The 14,571-nt window shown below is 61.2% G+C and carries 13 protein-coding genes; 10 read left to right on the top strand and 3 right to left on the bottom strand.

From position 1 onward, the window contains the following. Positions 1-227 precede the first annotated feature (227 nt). Positions 228-1,187, top strand: coding sequence for a mitochondrial fission ELM1 family protein (locus tag ACP15D_RS18275; RefSeq protein WP_424958843.1), 960 nt, complete (start codon positions 228-230; stop codon positions 1,185-1,187). A gap of 21 nt (positions 1,188-1,208) precedes the next feature. Beyond that, entirely contained in the window at positions 1,209-2,186 is a 978-nt protein-coding gene (locus ACP15D_RS18270) for a hypothetical protein (protein ID WP_424958842.1), read from the top strand. 11 nt (positions 2,187-2,197) lie between these two features. Here ACP15D_RS18270 and ACP15D_RS18265 read toward each other — a convergent pair whose 3' ends face one another. Genes ACP15D_RS18265 through ACP15D_RS18255 form a run of 3 tightly spaced genes read right to left on the bottom strand, consistent with a single transcriptional unit; the run spans position 2,198 to position 5,914 of the window. Then, positions 2,198-2,452 carry an acyl carrier protein gene (locus tag ACP15D_RS18265; RefSeq protein WP_424958841.1) on the bottom strand — a complete coding sequence of 85 codons (255 nt, stop codon included), beginning with the start codon at positions 2,450-2,452 and terminating at the stop codon, positions 2,198-2,200. After that, positions 2,453-4,684 carry an HAD-IIIC family phosphatase gene (locus tag ACP15D_RS18260; protein WP_424958840.1) on the bottom strand — a complete coding sequence of 744 codons (2,232 nt, stop codon included), beginning with the start codon at positions 4,682-4,684 and terminating at the stop codon, positions 2,453-2,455. It lies immediately after the preceding gene. A gap of 15 nt (positions 4,685-4,699) precedes the next feature. Beyond that, complete coding sequence (locus ACP15D_RS18255) at positions 4,700-5,914, bottom strand: SDR family oxidoreductase (protein WP_424958839.1); 1,215 nt, start codon at positions 5,912-5,914, stop codon at positions 4,700-4,702. 172 nt (positions 5,915-6,086) lie between these two features. Here ACP15D_RS18255 and ACP15D_RS18250 point away from each other — a divergent pair, with 172 nt between their 5' ends. The 8 genes from ACP15D_RS18250 to ACP15D_RS18215 all read left to right on the top strand — a co-directional run bounded on the left by ACP15D_RS18250 (position 6,087) and on the right by ACP15D_RS18215 (position 14,563). Then, positions 6,087-6,368, top strand: a complete 282-nt coding sequence (locus ACP15D_RS18250) for an acyl carrier protein (protein WP_424958838.1) — start codon at positions 6,087-6,089, stop codon at positions 6,366-6,368. A 14-nt stretch (positions 6,369-6,382) separates the two neighbouring features. Continuing rightward, complete coding sequence (locus tag ACP15D_RS18245) at positions 6,383-6,850, top strand: 3-hydroxyacyl-ACP dehydratase FabZ family protein (protein ID WP_424958837.1); 468 nt, start codon at positions 6,383-6,385, stop codon at positions 6,848-6,850. Beyond that, a complete protein-coding gene (locus ACP15D_RS18240) occupies positions 6,847-8,082 on the top strand; it encodes a beta-ketoacyl-ACP synthase (RefSeq protein ID WP_424958836.1) in 1,236 nt (411 codons plus the stop codon). Before ACP15D_RS18245 ends, ACP15D_RS18240 begins: the two co-directional genes overlap by 4 nt. Next, the gene (locus ACP15D_RS18235) at positions 8,075-9,358 is read left to right on the top strand and encodes a beta-ketoacyl-ACP synthase (protein ID WP_424958835.1); all 1,284 of its coding nucleotides are present in this window, start codon (positions 8,075-8,077) and stop codon (positions 9,356-9,358) included. The genes ACP15D_RS18240 and ACP15D_RS18235 overlap by 8 nt, the downstream gene beginning before the upstream one ends. 56 nt (positions 9,359-9,414) lie before the next feature. Then, positions 9,415-10,440: a zinc-binding dehydrogenase gene (locus ACP15D_RS18230; RefSeq protein WP_424958834.1), complete on the top strand. Its 1,026-nt coding sequence runs from the start codon at positions 9,415-9,417 to the stop codon at positions 10,438-10,440. A 15-nt stretch (positions 10,441-10,455) separates the two neighbouring features. Further along, a complete protein-coding gene (locus ACP15D_RS18225) occupies positions 10,456-11,667 on the top strand; it encodes a beta-ketoacyl-ACP synthase (protein WP_424958833.1) in 1,212 nt (403 codons plus the stop codon). Positions 11,668-11,674: 7 nt separating this feature from the next. After that, positions 11,675-12,952 carry a beta-ketoacyl-ACP synthase gene (locus ACP15D_RS18220; protein WP_424958832.1) on the top strand — a complete coding sequence of 426 codons (1,278 nt, stop codon included), beginning with the start codon at positions 11,675-11,677 and terminating at the stop codon, positions 12,950-12,952. Between the two features lie 249 nt (positions 12,953-13,201). After that, on the top strand, positions 13,202-14,563 hold the full coding sequence (locus tag ACP15D_RS18215) for an MFS transporter (RefSeq protein ID WP_424958831.1): 1,362 nt from the start codon (positions 13,202-13,204) through the stop codon (positions 14,561-14,563). Positions 14,564-14,571: the final 8 nt, after the last annotated feature.

Below are 14,571 nucleotides of genomic sequence, written 5' to 3'. Positions count from 1 at the left end.
CATCTGTAAGTCGAATTGATCTTCCGCAAATATGCAACGGAGCCAATTGCCACATTTGCGATGACTGTTTAACCGCGGTTAAGGTGGGCACACCGCGTGCGACCCATAATTCCCGAGCAACCACGGTGAGGGCGCTCGAAATGCCCGCGATGCTCGATACGGCAGCTTCCTGGCCTCGCGCTCAATCAATACGCGAGCGCAGCGGGTGGATTGTCACTGATGGCAGGATGGGCACCGTGGCCGCTGCGAGCGGGGTCGCCAGTGCAATCGGACTGACGTTCGAGCACAAGCAAATTGCGAATCGAGCGACCTGGAGCATTCTGCCCGCGCGAAGCATTCTTGATCCGAGGGACTCTGGCGAGCGACCGCTTACTCCGCCGTGGCCCGATATCGCCATCGCTGCGGGCAATCGAACGATGCCCTACCTTCAGGCGCTGCGACGTGTCTCTGAAGGGGCAACATTCACGGTCGCCTTGCAGCACCATGTCACGCAATCCGACCTTGCAGATTTGATCTGGTGTCCCGCTCACGAAGGTCACGCCGGGGCCAACATCATCTCCACCTTGACGACGCCGCATGTGATGCGACCCCATGCCCTTGCCGCCCTGAGGAACGTTCGCACACCGGAAATCTGCGCGCTTCCCCGTCCCTTGGTCGCCGTGCTCATCGGCGGCCCAGATCGTTACTATCGCTATGACACCCAAACGCTGCAACGGTTCGGTGCGTCCCTGCGCAAACTCGCAGATGCTGGAGCCAGCTTCCTCATCACGCCCTCGCGGCGAACGACTGCAGCGCTGTTACGCACTGCGATCACCGCAACACGCGACGCCCCGCGGATCATCTGGAACGGACGTGGCCCCAACCCCTATTGGACATTCCTGGCGCAGGCCGATTTTACCGTCGTTACGGGCGATTCCGTCAGCATGGTCAGCGAAGCCTGTGTCACCGGGAGGCCGGTCTACGTCTTTGAATCCTCCGCCGGCTTGGGGCGTATTGCGAAATTTCATGAAAGCCTTCAGGCGCATGGCGCGACTCGGCCCCTCACGCCAGATATCGATCCGCGGGAGCAGTGGCGCTATCGACCTTTGGATGCCGCGCCGAGAATCGCCGCCGAAATAGCCTGCCGATTCAACAGTCCGAGTGCACCACACCGTCCTGACGTGAGGCTCTCGGCCACGAGATCATGAAGAATTGAAGCTCGTCCAGAAATGAACGTCCACCAGCACTTCCTCAGCGGGCAGACCTGCAGCGTCGGCGGATTCGAAATTTCCCCGGAGGCAATCACGCAGTTCGCCGGGGAATACGACCCCCAAGCTCATCATCTCGATGAAATTGCAGCTGCGCGCAGCCCATTGCAGGGCTTGGCGGCATCCGGATGGCAGACCTGCATTCTGACGATGCACCAGGTGGAACGCTATTTTTCAGACCTCTCGCTGCGTACCGCCGGGCTGACCATCGAAGACATAAGGTGGCTGCAGCCTGCGCGTCCGGGTGACTTCATGCTCATCAAGCTGATGTGGGGAGAAGGATGTCGCTGGGTATCCTGCCGCAATCAGGGTGGCCGCATGGCCACCGTCACCGTGTGTACGTCATCTGGTGCCCTGGTCCTCCGCATCAGCTGCAGCATTCTTCTATCGTCGAACCCAGCCGGCGAAGTGCTCACTCCTGGATGTGCGGACCTGAATAGAAGGAGATCGCGCGTCCAGCGCCGACCGGGAGGACATCTCGTCCGCTATTTCGAAGATGTCCAACTAGGAGACGAGATCGTGCTCGGCTCCTGCTGCTTCACTTCGTCTGCCATGCGGGCATACACGCAAATTCTCGGAAAGGGGCCCAACGCAGCCGCCGTTCGAGATCGGGGCAATGCCGTGGACAGCTGGCACATCATAGCGATGTGGACGCGCCTAATCGTTGACTACTACCATACCGAAGCCGATTGGCTGGCACTGAACCAGCGGCCCGTCCCCTTGCTGGGACCAGCTGCGGGCACGCGAAACCTTTCCTGGTGCGCATCCGTTTACGAGGGCGACCGCATCACCTTCAACAGCTGGGTGGAGCACAAGGTCGGCGCCGGGACATCGAAGGACTGGGGCATGCTCGTCGTGGGCGCAGAGGGCGTCAACTCAAGTGGAAGAACTGTCGTCTCCTTCTATCCGCAGTTCCTCCTGCAAAAACGCCCACAGTAGACGCGGACATTCTATGCGCCATGGCGGGCTAGCACGCGCTCGATGTCACCAACGGTGCGCATCTCGATCATCTCGTCCATGGATAGCCTAATCGCGAACGTAACTTCGATCATCTGTACTAACGCTATGTGCTGTAGCGAATCCCAGCGTTCGACGTCGTTCGGGGAGGTAGCAAGACTAATTGGCCCTGCAAACTGGAACACGTCCTCGAAGATCGACACGATCTCAGCGCGGCACGGAATGTCTTTTGAAACCCGCGTGTCCATCTACGACTCCCAACCAACTGTCACGAATTGCGAGCCGGGAAGTTGCTGGTTAGACAAGTCCAAAAGCCAGTTCGTACCGCCGTCGTCGCCCCCCAACTGCATGAAACCGCACGACGGATAGAAGTCGCGCACCATCGCATTCTTTGCTGTAGGAACGTACTTGCCGAACACGTAACTAACACCACGCTGGCGAAGCTCCCCTAGTACTTCTCCGAGGAACGCCCGTTCAATCTCCCGTCCAATGACCCGACAGCTCATGAGGAACGACCGTAAGACAGCCTCGCTGCCCTCAATCTCGGCCACCGCTGCGATTACGATTCCGTGGTCGCCGAACCGGTCGCTCGCCCGTCCGTAGAAAGCAACGCCTCGAGAACCGTCGCCAAAGACGGAGGCAATATCGGCTTCGGTACTCCGTATCGTGGTGAGGTTGAACTGGTTGGTCCGCTGATGCATCTGCGCGACGCGCGACACGACGTTCTTGTCAACGTGCCCAATGCGCAGATGCTGCTCCAATCCGCGGAGGAAGTCTTCATGACTCCCAGTGGACGCCCTCCAGCGCTCTGCCTCCTTGCCGGCGGCATAAGACGCGCCCCGCTCCTCGTCCTCGGCGGTCAGCCGCACAGGCCAGGTACATGCCAGTCTGCGCAGCCAAAGGGGGCGTTCTGCGGGATCGGCCGGCATCTCCGGCACGCGCACTTCAGGGCATAGCCTGCGCATGGCGTCGCGTTCATGCGGACTGTCGTCGATGAACAGGAAGCTGTCCAAGGCCAGGTTGAGCTCAGCGGCCACCTTGCGAATGTTTTCCGGCTTGGGGTCCCAGTTCACTTTGGTGGCGGCAAAATCGCTCGGCTTCAGTGCCATTTCGGGATGCCGCTCGAACACGCTCATCGCATCGGCGTTGTTCTTGCTTAGCGCTACGAGCAAGATGCCCTGATTACGCAGCCGCAGGCACTCCTGCTGCATGGCCATGAAGGCATTGCCGGGAAACTCGTGCCCGCAGGCCAGTCTCTCCACACCGTCATCGCCATAGATGCCGCCCCACAAAGTGTTGTCTAAGTCGACGGCCAGCACCTTTATTGGCCCGCGACGCAGCGAATTCCACGCCTGCGCGAAGCCTCGCGCTATAGCCCACGTTGCATCGGCAGAATAAGCGATGCGGCCGTAGAACCAGAGCTTCTGATCGATTTGGCGGGAGCGTTGAATATCGGCCATCGCCTGATCGGAATCGATCACGACAATACGTCCGCTTCTGCTGGCGACCTCATACAACCGCGCATTGATGAGGTCGACGGTACGCCGCACACCGCTGCCGTGAGGGCCATCGAGAAATCCCGATGACGGAGCGTAGGCGGAAGGGATTGTGTTGATCAGGAGCGGGGCTTCCGAGCGCTCTGCAAACGCAGACAGCGCTCGCGCCAGAAGCTCGGCCCTTTCGCTTATCAGCTCAGCCACCCGCGCCGGTGCATTGCGCCAATCGATCTGCACAAATCCTTCAAGGTCGAGCAGGAGTATGAGCGCATCGTGCTCTCCAACCACGTTGTTCAATTCAGCCAACCCGGCACCAAATTCTGATTGTACGACGTCTGCCTGCCAGCCCTGAGCGGCGAATGTCGGCCGCAATGCTTCGGCCAGAATCTGCGTCGTCGAGAACCCGGTAAGGCGCAACCGAACTGGCCGCAGGTGCTCCAAGAGCTTGTCCAGCTGCGCGGTAACTGCTCGCACCGCATCCCGCGTCCGGTGTGCATGCCCCAGGGCTAGCCTGACGGCATGCTCGTCAGAGCCTCGTACAGCCAAACGCTCAACGATCGCGTCGACGATCTCGACCTCGACCGCCTCATCGTCGATCAAACCCTCGATGAGCGGCGCGACCCATGCGCCGCCGTCGTCCCGAGGGCTTTCCATGTTAACGCGATTTAGCACCGTGAGATCACCCGGAAGGTTTCGGGTGTCCTCCACCGTATGGCCGGCGATTAGAATGGCCTTCGATAGCCACCGGGGACAGTTGATGCCCGCGTGCTCGATGCGCGCAAGCATGCGCGCTACTTTCGCCGGCGCGACGCACGTCCAGTCCACTGCAGGCAATATCAACCGGCCCCGCACGAGATCCGGCGCGGCCTCAACGGCCGCGTCCACTAGCCTATCGATCGATTGACTTTCCTCCCCGTTATCGCGGCGCTCGCCCATCTCGATAGCGAGTCCGCGCGCGGGAGTGCGGTGCGAGAGTAATGACAATGGATTCCAACCTCCTCAGATCATGGTCTCGCCACCGGTGACGAGCAAATTCTCGCCGGTAATGAACCCCGCGTAGGGAGAGGCCAGAAGCAACGCTGCACCCGCAACGTCCTCCACGGTCGCCAGCCGCCGCAGCGGTGTGCGCGACACGATCATCTGACGAATCCGGTCTGGCACATTGGAAACGAGATCCGTTTCGACCATCGAGGGCGAAATAACGTTCACCCTCACGCCGTGCGGTCCGATTTCCTGCGCGAGATTTTTGCACATGGCTAGAAGTGCGCTCTTGCCCATGACGTATGGCAGCCACCCATGCGCCGTGCGGCCCAGAGCGGCCGACGAGAGTACCGTGATGACGCCCCCTCGTGTGACTCGCAGCGCCGGCAGAGCTGCCTTCGTGACGTGAAAGGCACTCCCGACGAGATCCTCGAATGCGCCGGCGATGTCTTCGAACGAAAAGTCCTCAAACGATCCAGATTTGATTTTCGGACCCGCGTTGTTGACGAGGATGTCCAAATCGCCGCCGGCCGTGACCTCTGCGATGAGTCGATCTGCTTCGTCCTTCTTGGTCACATCGGCTCTGACGCAGCGGCACCAGCCGCCGGAGGAGACGAGATCCTGCTCCAATTCTTCTGCAGCGCCACGGCTCTTGTTGTAATTGATCCAAACCTTGGCCCCGTGCGCTGCAAAGAGCCTCGCGATGGCTCGGCCGATGCCTCGCGAGCCTCCCGTGACCAGTGCCACGCGTCCTGAAAGCAGTCGGCCGTCCGAACCTACATTTGCAGCAGCGCGCTCGTCCCGATCGGTGAGCCTCAGTACCTTGACCTGCGCCGACCCGCGCAGAACACACTGGCCCGGTGCCTTGTGGATTTCAGTACGCAGTGTGACCACCCGCGTCTCTGCGTCGATCTTCTCGATTGTTGCGCGCGCCTCGACGGTTTCCCCGATGTACACTGGCTTTGTGAATTCAAACCTCTGCGACAAATAGAGTGCGCCGCGCCCCGGCACCTTCATGCCCACGAGCGTCGAAAGCAGGCTGGCGCTGAGAAAGCCGTGCACCACACGCTGCGCGAACTCGGTGCGCGCGGCAAACTCGTCATCGAGATGCAACGCGTTGTAATCCCCAGACAGACGCGCGAACGCAGCCACGTCTTCAGCTGTGATCGTGCGCGACAGGCATTCAGTCTGGCCCACGCGCAGCTCAAGCAGGCGATCGAGTGGAGCTGTCATGATGCATCACGGGCATTGCGCATTGTGCCAAGAGCGTTAGCCAAGGTGCGGCATCGGCAAATTGACTTCGGTTAAGCCTGCGTCGAGTCCGTTTTGTTAGAAAGCGCCCCTAGCAGCGGATTGACGGAAGATCGCCGCGCGTTGCCTATCATCTGAGCACGGAGACCGCAGCATGGCATCCACCTTCGAGACCGTGGCAACCATCATCTCCTCGGCAAGCGATGTACCGCTCGAGCAGATAACGCCCGACAGCCACGTGATGAAGGACCTCGCAATCGACAGCCTTGCGTTTCTCGACATCACATTCGAGATCGACCGGACATTCGCCATCCAACTGCCCGTCGATGATTGGATCACCGACGTGAACGAAGGAAAGCGCAATGGCGATGACTACTTCGTCTTGCGGAACCTGTGCGCCCAGATCGACGCCATCCGCGCCGAAGCGACAGTCTAGGAGCTTCGCCTTCGATGAGGCTCGAGTATTTTCAGATGCTCGACGAAATCGCGGCATTCGACCCCCAGAGGGCGACGCTTACGGCGAGGGCTAAGGTGCCGGCGAACAGCCCCGTCTTCGAAGGCCACTTTCCCGGCGAAGCGATCATGCCTGGAGTGCTGCTGCTCGAGGTCATGGCGCAAGCCTCCGGGTACCTCGTGTTGGCGTTGAACAAATTCTCTCGCATGCCGTTCTTCGCCAACGTAAAGACCGCAAATTTCCGGTCGTTCGTTCGACCTCAGGCAAGCCTCACCGTGACGGTCAGCCGAATTCATGATGGGTCTGGCTACACGGTGACCGCGGCTTCGATTGAGCGCGATGGCGCAACGGTCTGCGACGCGCAGCTCACGATGCGCAATGTCGTATTCCCCTCCGTCGCCCTGCAGCATCACGTTGAGAACGAGGGTCGGCGGCTCGGCTTGCTCGATGCGAAGGTTGCATGACCCGCGAACAAGAGCACGTCTGGATCACCGGCATCGGCCTCGTGAGCTCGATAGGCGAAGGTGTCGAGGAGCACTGGTCGCAGCTCAGCAATCCGCAGGGATGCATTGCGAAAGTCGAGGAAAGACGCTTCGCCCCTTATCCTGTTCACCCTCTCGTCCCACTGGCCCTGGCACGGCAGATACCGCGCACCACGGACCAGCGACAGATGGAACGCTGGCACAGGATAGGCGTATACGCCGCAGGGCTGGCCCTCGGGGATGCCGCATTAGCCGGTGACCAAGAACTGCTCGACCGGACCGATCTCAGCATCGCCGCCGGCAATGGGGAACGCGACATCGCCTTCGATTCGCGCGTGCTCGCGGCGTTAGATGCAGAAGGTGCCGCCGGAGCCGCACTCAATCGCGATCTCATGACGGGTCTCAGGCCCACTCTCTATCTCGGGCAACTATCCAACCTCCTCGCGGGCAATGTTTCGATCGTTCACGGCGCTACCGGTTCCTCACGCACCTTCAAGAGTGAGGAGATGGCCGGCGTATCCGCACTCCAGAATGCGTTCGATCGGATAGCCAGCGGTGAGAGCGACATCGTCCTCGTTGGCGGCGCACTCAACGCAGAGCGAGAGGACATCCTGCTCGGCAGCGAGCTCGAGCAGATCCTCTACCGCGGCTCCTTCAAGTCGGTGTGGGAGCGGCGTGGCGATGGCGGGGGAGCCGTACTCGGCAGTCTGGGAGCGTTCCTAGTCCTCGAGTCCGCTCGCCATGCCCGCCAACGCGACCGCCAGCCCTATGCCCGTATCGGTGCCATAGCCGCGACGCGATCCCGCCGACTCGCGGGCGACGCCACTGCGGCGTTGTCGAAATTATTCTCGACTATGGAGCTCGAGCCGACCGCGAACGCGCTCTGCGTGCTCAGCGGAGCGAGTGGAGTCGAGCCGGCGACGAGCGAGGAGCAGCAATTTCTAGCTAATCTTCCCGAGAGCGGCCATTTCCCCGCCGTCCGCGCCTGGGGCAGCCTCTTCGGCCACGGACGAGAGGCGCACTTCATTGTCGGTATCGCGCTTGCCGCCTTGGCGCTGGCCAAGGGCCGCTACTACCCCCCGTTTGGGTGCCCCGAGGTGGATACTCCAGCAGAGGGGCCGCCCGATCGCATCCTAGTGACGACAGTAGGAACCTGGCGCGGCGAGGCCCTCAGTGTCGTCGTCCCCGCGCTGCATGGAGCGAACCATGCCTAGCGCCTATTTGGACAGCAAGGGTCGGCCGCTGGTCGCCGTCACCGGTGCAGGCATCGTGACGTCATTGGGCGTAGGAAAGACCGACAACTGGCAGAAGCTCGTCGGTGGTCAATCTGGCATCAAGCCAATTTCGCGTTTCTCGACGGACGGCCTCAAGACAACCATCGCTGGAACGGTCGATCACTTTGGAACTGCGGACTACTCCGCGTTTGACCTGTCCTACGCTATGGCCGAGACGGCGGCAGCGGAAGCCATCGATCAAGCTCGCCTCGGGCACCCTGGAAGCTTTCCCGGCCCGCTCATCGTCGCTACCCCGCCGTCGGAGCTCGAATGGCCGCATCTGCGCGAACTGTACTCTTCCGATGAAGATTCGGAACTCGCTGGTTATGCACGGCTGCTCGCCGCTGCACGCAAAGGCACTCATGCAAGCTTGGCAAAGCATGTCCGCTTCGCCGCCATCTCCGACAGGCTCATGGAGCGATTTGGCACCCGCGGCGAGCCGCTCTCCATCTGTACAGCTTGCGCATCAGGCGCCACCACCATCCAGCTCGGAGTAGAAGCTATACGTCACGGCAAGGCAGACGCCGCGCTCTGCATAGGAACCGATGCCACGGTGCATCCTGAAGGCCTGGTCCGCTTCTCTCTGCTCTCGGCACTGTCGACGCGAAACGATCCTCCCGAAAAGGCTTCGCGCCCGTTCTCAAAGACCCGCGACGGCTTCGTGATGGCGGAGGGCTCTGGCGCCCTCGTCCTCGAAAGCTATGCGTCAGCTAAATCGCGTGGCGCCAGAATACTCGGCCTAGTGCGCGGCTGCGGCGAGAAGGCCGACGACTATCACCGCACCCGCTCCCGCCCCGATGGACGGGCCATCATAGGCGCCCTCCGCAAGACGCTTGATGATGCGGGCATCACGCCTGACCACATTGACTACGTCAATGCGCACGGCACCAGCACACCCGAGAACGACAAGATGGAGTGCCTCTCTCTGGCGGCCGTCTTCGGTGACCGGCTCCCACACATTCCGATCAGCTCCAACAAGTCGATGATCGGTCACACGCTGATCGCCGCCGGATCTGTTGAAGCCGTCTTCACGATGCAGACCCTGCAAACTGGAATGCTTCCCCCGACCACGAACTACGACGATCCAGACCCAGATCTCCCTCTCGACGTCGTACCAAACGTCAGTCGTTCCGCAGACGTAGGCGTCGCCCTGTCGAATTCCTTCGGCTTTGGAGGCCAGAACGTGTGCGTCGTCTTTTCGCGAGAGCTGCAATGACGAGCAATGACTCTTTGGCCGCGCGGAAATTGTCTGCTCAAGGGGCAGCCGAGCGCATGCGTGCTGTTCAACTCTTAAGCGAGCGTTGCCTCAACGTCGCTGAGGTCGAGGCCCCGCCGCCCCCTGCCGAATATGACGTGCAGGTGCGCGTCCGCACCGTGGCCCTCAACCACATCGACGTCTGGAGCTGGCGGGGGATGGCATTCGCCAAGCGCAAGCTCCCGCTCGTGCTCGGCGCCGAGGCGGCGGGCGAGGTCGTTGCCCTCGGGGCCCGGGTCAAAGACTTGAGCATCGGCGACATTGTCGCGCTCTATGGCGCGCACACCTGCGGTCACTGCCCTGCCTGCATTGAAGGACGCGACAACTTCTGCGAGGGGCCGCCCGCGATGTTCGGCTTCCACATCGACGGCTTTCTCCGCGAGCGCGTCAACATTCCCGCACGGCTCGCCGTCAAGGCGCCGGCGCGCGTCGATGCGGTAGCTGCGGCCTGCGCCCCAATCACGTTCGGCACGGTGGAGCACATGCTGTTTGACAACGCCAAGCTGTCCAAAGGCGAAACCGTACTCGTGCATGCCGGCGGTAGCGGCATCGGCAGCGCAGCAATTCAACTCGCCAAGGCGGCCGGCGCGACCGTCATCACCACTGTCGGTAGCGATCGCAAGGCGGCGTTGGCAGCCAAGCTCGGAGCCGATCACGTCATAGACTACACGCAGCAGCGCTTCGAAAGTCGCACCCGAAAACTCACCGGCGGCAAAGGCGTTGACGTTGTCTTCGAGCACATCGGGCCAGCGACGTGGGAGGGAAGCCTGATGACACTGAAGCGCGGCGGCAGGCTCGTGACCTGTGGCTCGACCACCGGTGTTGCAGCAAAGACCAACCTCTACATGCTCTTTCAGCAGCAGCTGCGGCTGATCGGCAGCTTCGGTTGCCGCATCGAGAATATGCGATCGGTCATGGAGAAAATGGCCGCTGGGTCGGTCGCTCCGGTCATAGACACGCAGCTACAGTTGATTGACCTCGACGCCGGATTGCAGCGCCTTGAGCGTCGCGACGTGTTCGGAAAGATCGTTGTCACCCTCTAGGGAGGAGACGGACCGATGGATAACGGCGAAAGAGACGTAGTGATCACCGGCGTAGGACTTGCCAGTTCTCTCGGGGTCGACGCGCACGAGCATGTCGCACGCCTAGCCGACGCCATCTCGGGCTGTGTCGTCGAGGAGATCCGCTTTGCCCCCTATTGCGTCCATCCACTCGTCCCACTCGACTTCAGCCGCCAGATACCCAAAAAAAGCGATCTGAAGCAGATGGAAACTTGGCAGCGTATTGGCGTCTACGCAGCGGGATTAGCCTTGGCCGACGCCGGCGTCGCGGAAAACTTCGAACTCCTTGAGCACACGCATCTCGTAGTTGCAGCCGGCAGTGGAGAGCGCGACATCGCCGTTGATTGCGAGGTGCTCGACAAGTTGGACTGCGATGGGGACAGCACCTTGCTGGCAAAACAAGTTCTCCCAAGCGCACTGCGGCCGACTCTCTTCCTGGCGCAGCTCTCGAACATGCTCGCGGGAAACATCTCCATCGTCCACGGGGTGACCGGCTCATCGCGCACGTTCATGGGCGAAGAAATGGCCGGCCTTACCGCAATAGAGAATGCTTATCGTCGCATCGTGTCTCGACAGACAGATATTGTCCTGGTCGGCGGCGCCCTCAATTCCGAACGCGAGGACCTGTTGCTGGGCTTGGAGCTTGGGCACAATTTGTGGCGCGGGCCCTATGCGCCGGTTTGGGACCGCGCTCGGGCCGGCGGCGGGCTAATTCTCGGCAGCGTTGGGGCCTTTCTCGTGCTCGAAGCTCGCGAGCATGCAATGGCGCGCGGCGCGCGCACCTATGCGCGCCTCGTTGACGTTGTCACCGGTCGCTGCGATCGCGGCAAAGGATCAACGGCAGGCTCCTTGACGGGACTCTATGAGCGGCTCCGGAGCCCACCCAAGGGGCCGCTATGTGTGCTCAGTGGCGCAAGTGGAGTAGAGCCCGAGACGAGCGAGGAAAGCGAGTTCATTCAAACACTCCCCCTTCCAGGCGCCGAAGTCATCGTGCGGGCATTCGGTAGCGCTTTAGGCCATTCCGTCGAAGCACACTTCCCGGCCGGGCTGGCCCTTGCTGCGCTGATCGCTCGCCATAAGTACCTCCCGCCCGCGTTGGGAAGCTCGCTGACGGAGCAACAAACCCGGCTCATTGTCGACAACGTCCTTGTGACTTGCGTCGGCCATTGGCGTGGCGAAGGTCTCGCCGTCATCGAAGCTACTACATGAGGACTGCATGACCCCTGCTCATAAGGACGCACGAGGGCGCCCCCTGGTCGCTGTCACCGGCATGGGCCTCGTCACCTCGCTTGGATTGGGCAAGAACAATACCTGGAGCGCTCTGACGTCGGGGCGATCCGGTGTCAAAGCCATCAAGCGATTCCCGACCGACGGCTTGCGCACCAATTTCGCCGCCACCGTTGACTTTCTCGATGCCTCACAGCGATCGGCTCCCGAACTCGCCATCGACATGGCAGCACGAGCCGCCGAAGAGGCACTCGCCGAGGCCCGCATTGCCTCCAACGGAGGCTTTCCCGGCCCCCTCTTCCTTGCAACCCCACCCGCTGAGCTCGAGTGGCCCCAGCGCAAAGCACTTTACGGTGCTGGCGGTGGCTCCGAGCTACGGGGCTACTGTCGCCTCGCCGCCGCAGCCCGTGACGGTGATTGGCGGGAGATGAACTCTCTCTTCCAATTTGCCAGCGTTGGAGAACATCTCGCCCGGCGATTTGAAACCCAGGGCATTCCCGTTTCTGTCTCGACCGCCTGTGCGTCCGGCGCAACCGCGATTCAGCTCGGCGTCGAAGCGATTAGACGCGGAGACACTGAAGCCGTGCTGTGCGTTGGAACCGACGCATCAGTGCAAATCGAGGCGTTGATCCGGTTCTCTCTTCTATCTGCACTATCGACACGCAACGACCCACCAGAATGCGCGTCGCGGCCGTTTTCCAAGGATCGTGACGGCTTCGTGATGGGCGAAGGAGCAGCCGCGCTCGTATTGGAATCATATCACGCGGCCCGGGCACGCGGTGCCACTATCCTTGGACTGGTGCGCGGTTGCGGCGAGCGCGCGGATAACTATCACCGGACCCGCTCAAAGCCCGACGCCTCGCCGATCATCGCTGCAATTGCCAACGCGCTTGCGGACTCTGGTCTTAAACCGCAGGACGTCGACTACATCAATGCGCACGGCACCAGCACCCCGGAAAACGATAAAATGGAATATCTTGCGCTTAAGGGCGTGCTTGGATGCCACCTTTCCGCAACGCCGATAAGTTCCAACAAATCGATGATCGGGCACACGCTATCGGCCGCAGGCGCTATCGAAGCCGTTATCTCCCTCATGACCATTCGCGAAGGAACCATCCCTCCCACCATCAATTACGACCTCCCCGACCCGGCGATCCCCGTGGACGTGGTCCCTAACGTTGCCCGATCAATGCGCGTCGATACAGTGCTCTCAAACTCCTTCGGCTTTGGCGGACAGAACGCAGCGCTGGTGCTTTCCGCACCGTAGTGAAGCGTCAGTGTGTCCGCTGGCAGCGCGGCTAGCGTCAATGAAGTCTGAATCCGATGCTGCGCGACCTAACCAGTATGTCGCAGCGGCATCGGCCTCGCGGTTGACGGGGGTTAAGCGTCTCCGCTCCTCACTGATCAAAGCTCTGTTGGGCTCCACGGCGGTCGCAGATTGACATACGTCAACATGCACGCACTGCGACCTGCCCATAATCGAGCCTGATAACGCCGCGATGTTCGTGAGGACGACATGCTCACCACAAAGCTCGAGGCAGCCCGCAGCGGCGGCAATTCGTGGCTACAGCAGTGGAACCCCGAGGATCCCGTCTTCTGGGAAGAGACCGGCAAGAAACTCGCTTGGCGCACCCTGACGATCACAACGGTCAACCTGACGCTTGCCTTTATCATTTGGTTTGTGGTGTCGGCGCTTGTCGTGCGCCTGCCGAATGCCGGCTTCAAACTGTCGACGACTGAGCTCTTTTGGCTCGCAGCGATGCCGGGCCTCGCGGGCGGCACGCTGCGGATGGTCCATACTTTCTTGACGCCGCTCTACGGCACCCGCCACGTCGTAGCCTTCTCTACGCTGTCGCTCCTGATACCGGCACTGGGCTGGTATTTTGCAGTCCAGGATCCAACGACACCCTATTGGGTCCTGCTTTCGCTGGCATTCCTAGCCGGCCTCGGGGGCGGGAATTTCTCCTCGTTCATGCCGTCGACCAGCCTATTTTTCCCCAAGCGTCTGCAGGGAACAGCATTGGCCGTACAGGCTGGCGTCGGAAATTTCGGTGTCTCGATCGTGCAGTTCGTGACGCCCTGGATCATCGGTTTTGCCCTCGCCGGATCGCTCTTTGGCGAGCCGCTGACCGCCACCTCGCCAAATGGCCAAACCAACTCCGTCTGGCTGCAGAATGCCACGGCGATCTATGTGCCATTCATTCTCTTCTTTGGCATCGCCGCACTTGTCATGCTTCGCAGTGTGCCCGTTCGCGCCAACTTCCGCGAGCAGCTCGACATCTTCAAGATGAAGCACGGGCTGTTCATGACCGTCCTCTACGTGGCGACCTTCGGCACCTTCTCGGGTCTCGCCGCCACATTCCCTCTGCTCATTCAGAAGATCTATGGCGGGCTCCCAGACGCGCCCGATCCGCTCACCTACGCATTCCTCGGACCACTGGTCGGCTCATTGGCGCGCATCTTTGCAGGGCCGCTTTCTGACCGCGTCGGCGGCGCACGTGTTACGCACTGGTCGGCGATAGGCATGCTCGCCTGTGCAATCGCGATCACCTTCTTTACCGCTCCGACGACGATGGGCGAATTCCCCTACTTCGTCGCGACGATGCTCGGTCTGTTCTTCTTTTCCGGCATCGGCAATGCATCGACATTCAAGCAGATGCCGATGATCTTCCCGCCCCGGCAAGCGGGCGGCGTTATCGGATGGACAGCTGCAATCGCCGCCTACGGCCCCTTCGCGTGTGGCTTGATGCTCGGATACGCGTACGACTGGTTTGGCTCGTTCAACCCCTTCTTCTACTGGGCGGCCGCCTTCTACCTCGTCTGCCTCGCCATAAACTGGTGGTACTACGCGCGCTCCGGTGCCGAGAAGCCGTGCTGACGCCATCC

Source organism: Hyphomicrobium sp. 1Nfss2.1, from assembly GCF_965243865.1.
GTDB lineage: Bacteria > Pseudomonadota > Alphaproteobacteria > Rhizobiales > Hyphomicrobiaceae > Hyphomicrobium_A.
The sequence above is the reverse complement of the archived record's forward strand: the minus strand, read 5'-3'. Positions and strand labels throughout refer to the sequence as shown.

What these genes read in the sequence shown, in the direction of transcription:
- ACP15D_RS18275 (WP_424958843.1), top strand. Translation starts at nt 228, where the DNA reads ATGGGCACCGTGGCCGCTGCGAGCGGGGTCGCCAGTGCAATCGGACTG.
- ACP15D_RS18270 (WP_424958842.1), top strand. Translation starts at nt 1,209, where the DNA reads ATGAACGTCCACCAGCACTTCCTCAGCGGGCAGACCTGCAGCGTCGGC.
- ACP15D_RS18265 (WP_424958841.1), bottom strand. Translation starts at nt 2,452, where the DNA reads ATGGACACGCGGGTTTCAAAAGACATTCCGTGCCGCGCTGAGATCGTG.
- ACP15D_RS18255 (WP_424958839.1), bottom strand. Translation starts at nt 5,914, where the DNA reads ATGACAGCTCCACTCGATCGCCTGCTTGAGCTGCGCGTGGGCCAGACT.
- ACP15D_RS18250 (WP_424958838.1), top strand. Translation starts at nt 6,087, where the DNA reads ATGGCATCCACCTTCGAGACCGTGGCAACCATCATCTCCTCGGCAAGC.
- ACP15D_RS18245 (WP_424958837.1), top strand. Translation starts at nt 6,383, where the DNA reads ATGAGGCTCGAGTATTTTCAGATGCTCGACGAAATCGCGGCATTCGAC.
- ACP15D_RS18240 (WP_424958836.1), top strand. Translation starts at nt 6,847, where the DNA reads ATGACCCGCGAACAAGAGCACGTCTGGATCACCGGCATCGGCCTCGTG.
- ACP15D_RS18235 (WP_424958835.1), top strand. Translation starts at nt 8,075, where the DNA reads ATGCCTAGCGCCTATTTGGACAGCAAGGGTCGGCCGCTGGTCGCCGTC.
- ACP15D_RS18230 (WP_424958834.1), top strand. Translation starts at nt 9,415, where the DNA reads ATGCGTGCTGTTCAACTCTTAAGCGAGCGTTGCCTCAACGTCGCTGAG.
- ACP15D_RS18225 (WP_424958833.1), top strand. Translation starts at nt 10,456, where the DNA reads ATGGATAACGGCGAAAGAGACGTAGTGATCACCGGCGTAGGACTTGCC.
- ACP15D_RS18220 (WP_424958832.1), top strand. Translation starts at nt 11,675, where the DNA reads ATGACCCCTGCTCATAAGGACGCACGAGGGCGCCCCCTGGTCGCTGTC.
- ACP15D_RS18215 (WP_424958831.1), top strand. Translation starts at nt 13,202, where the DNA reads ATGCTCACCACAAAGCTCGAGGCAGCCCGCAGCGGCGGCAATTCGTGG.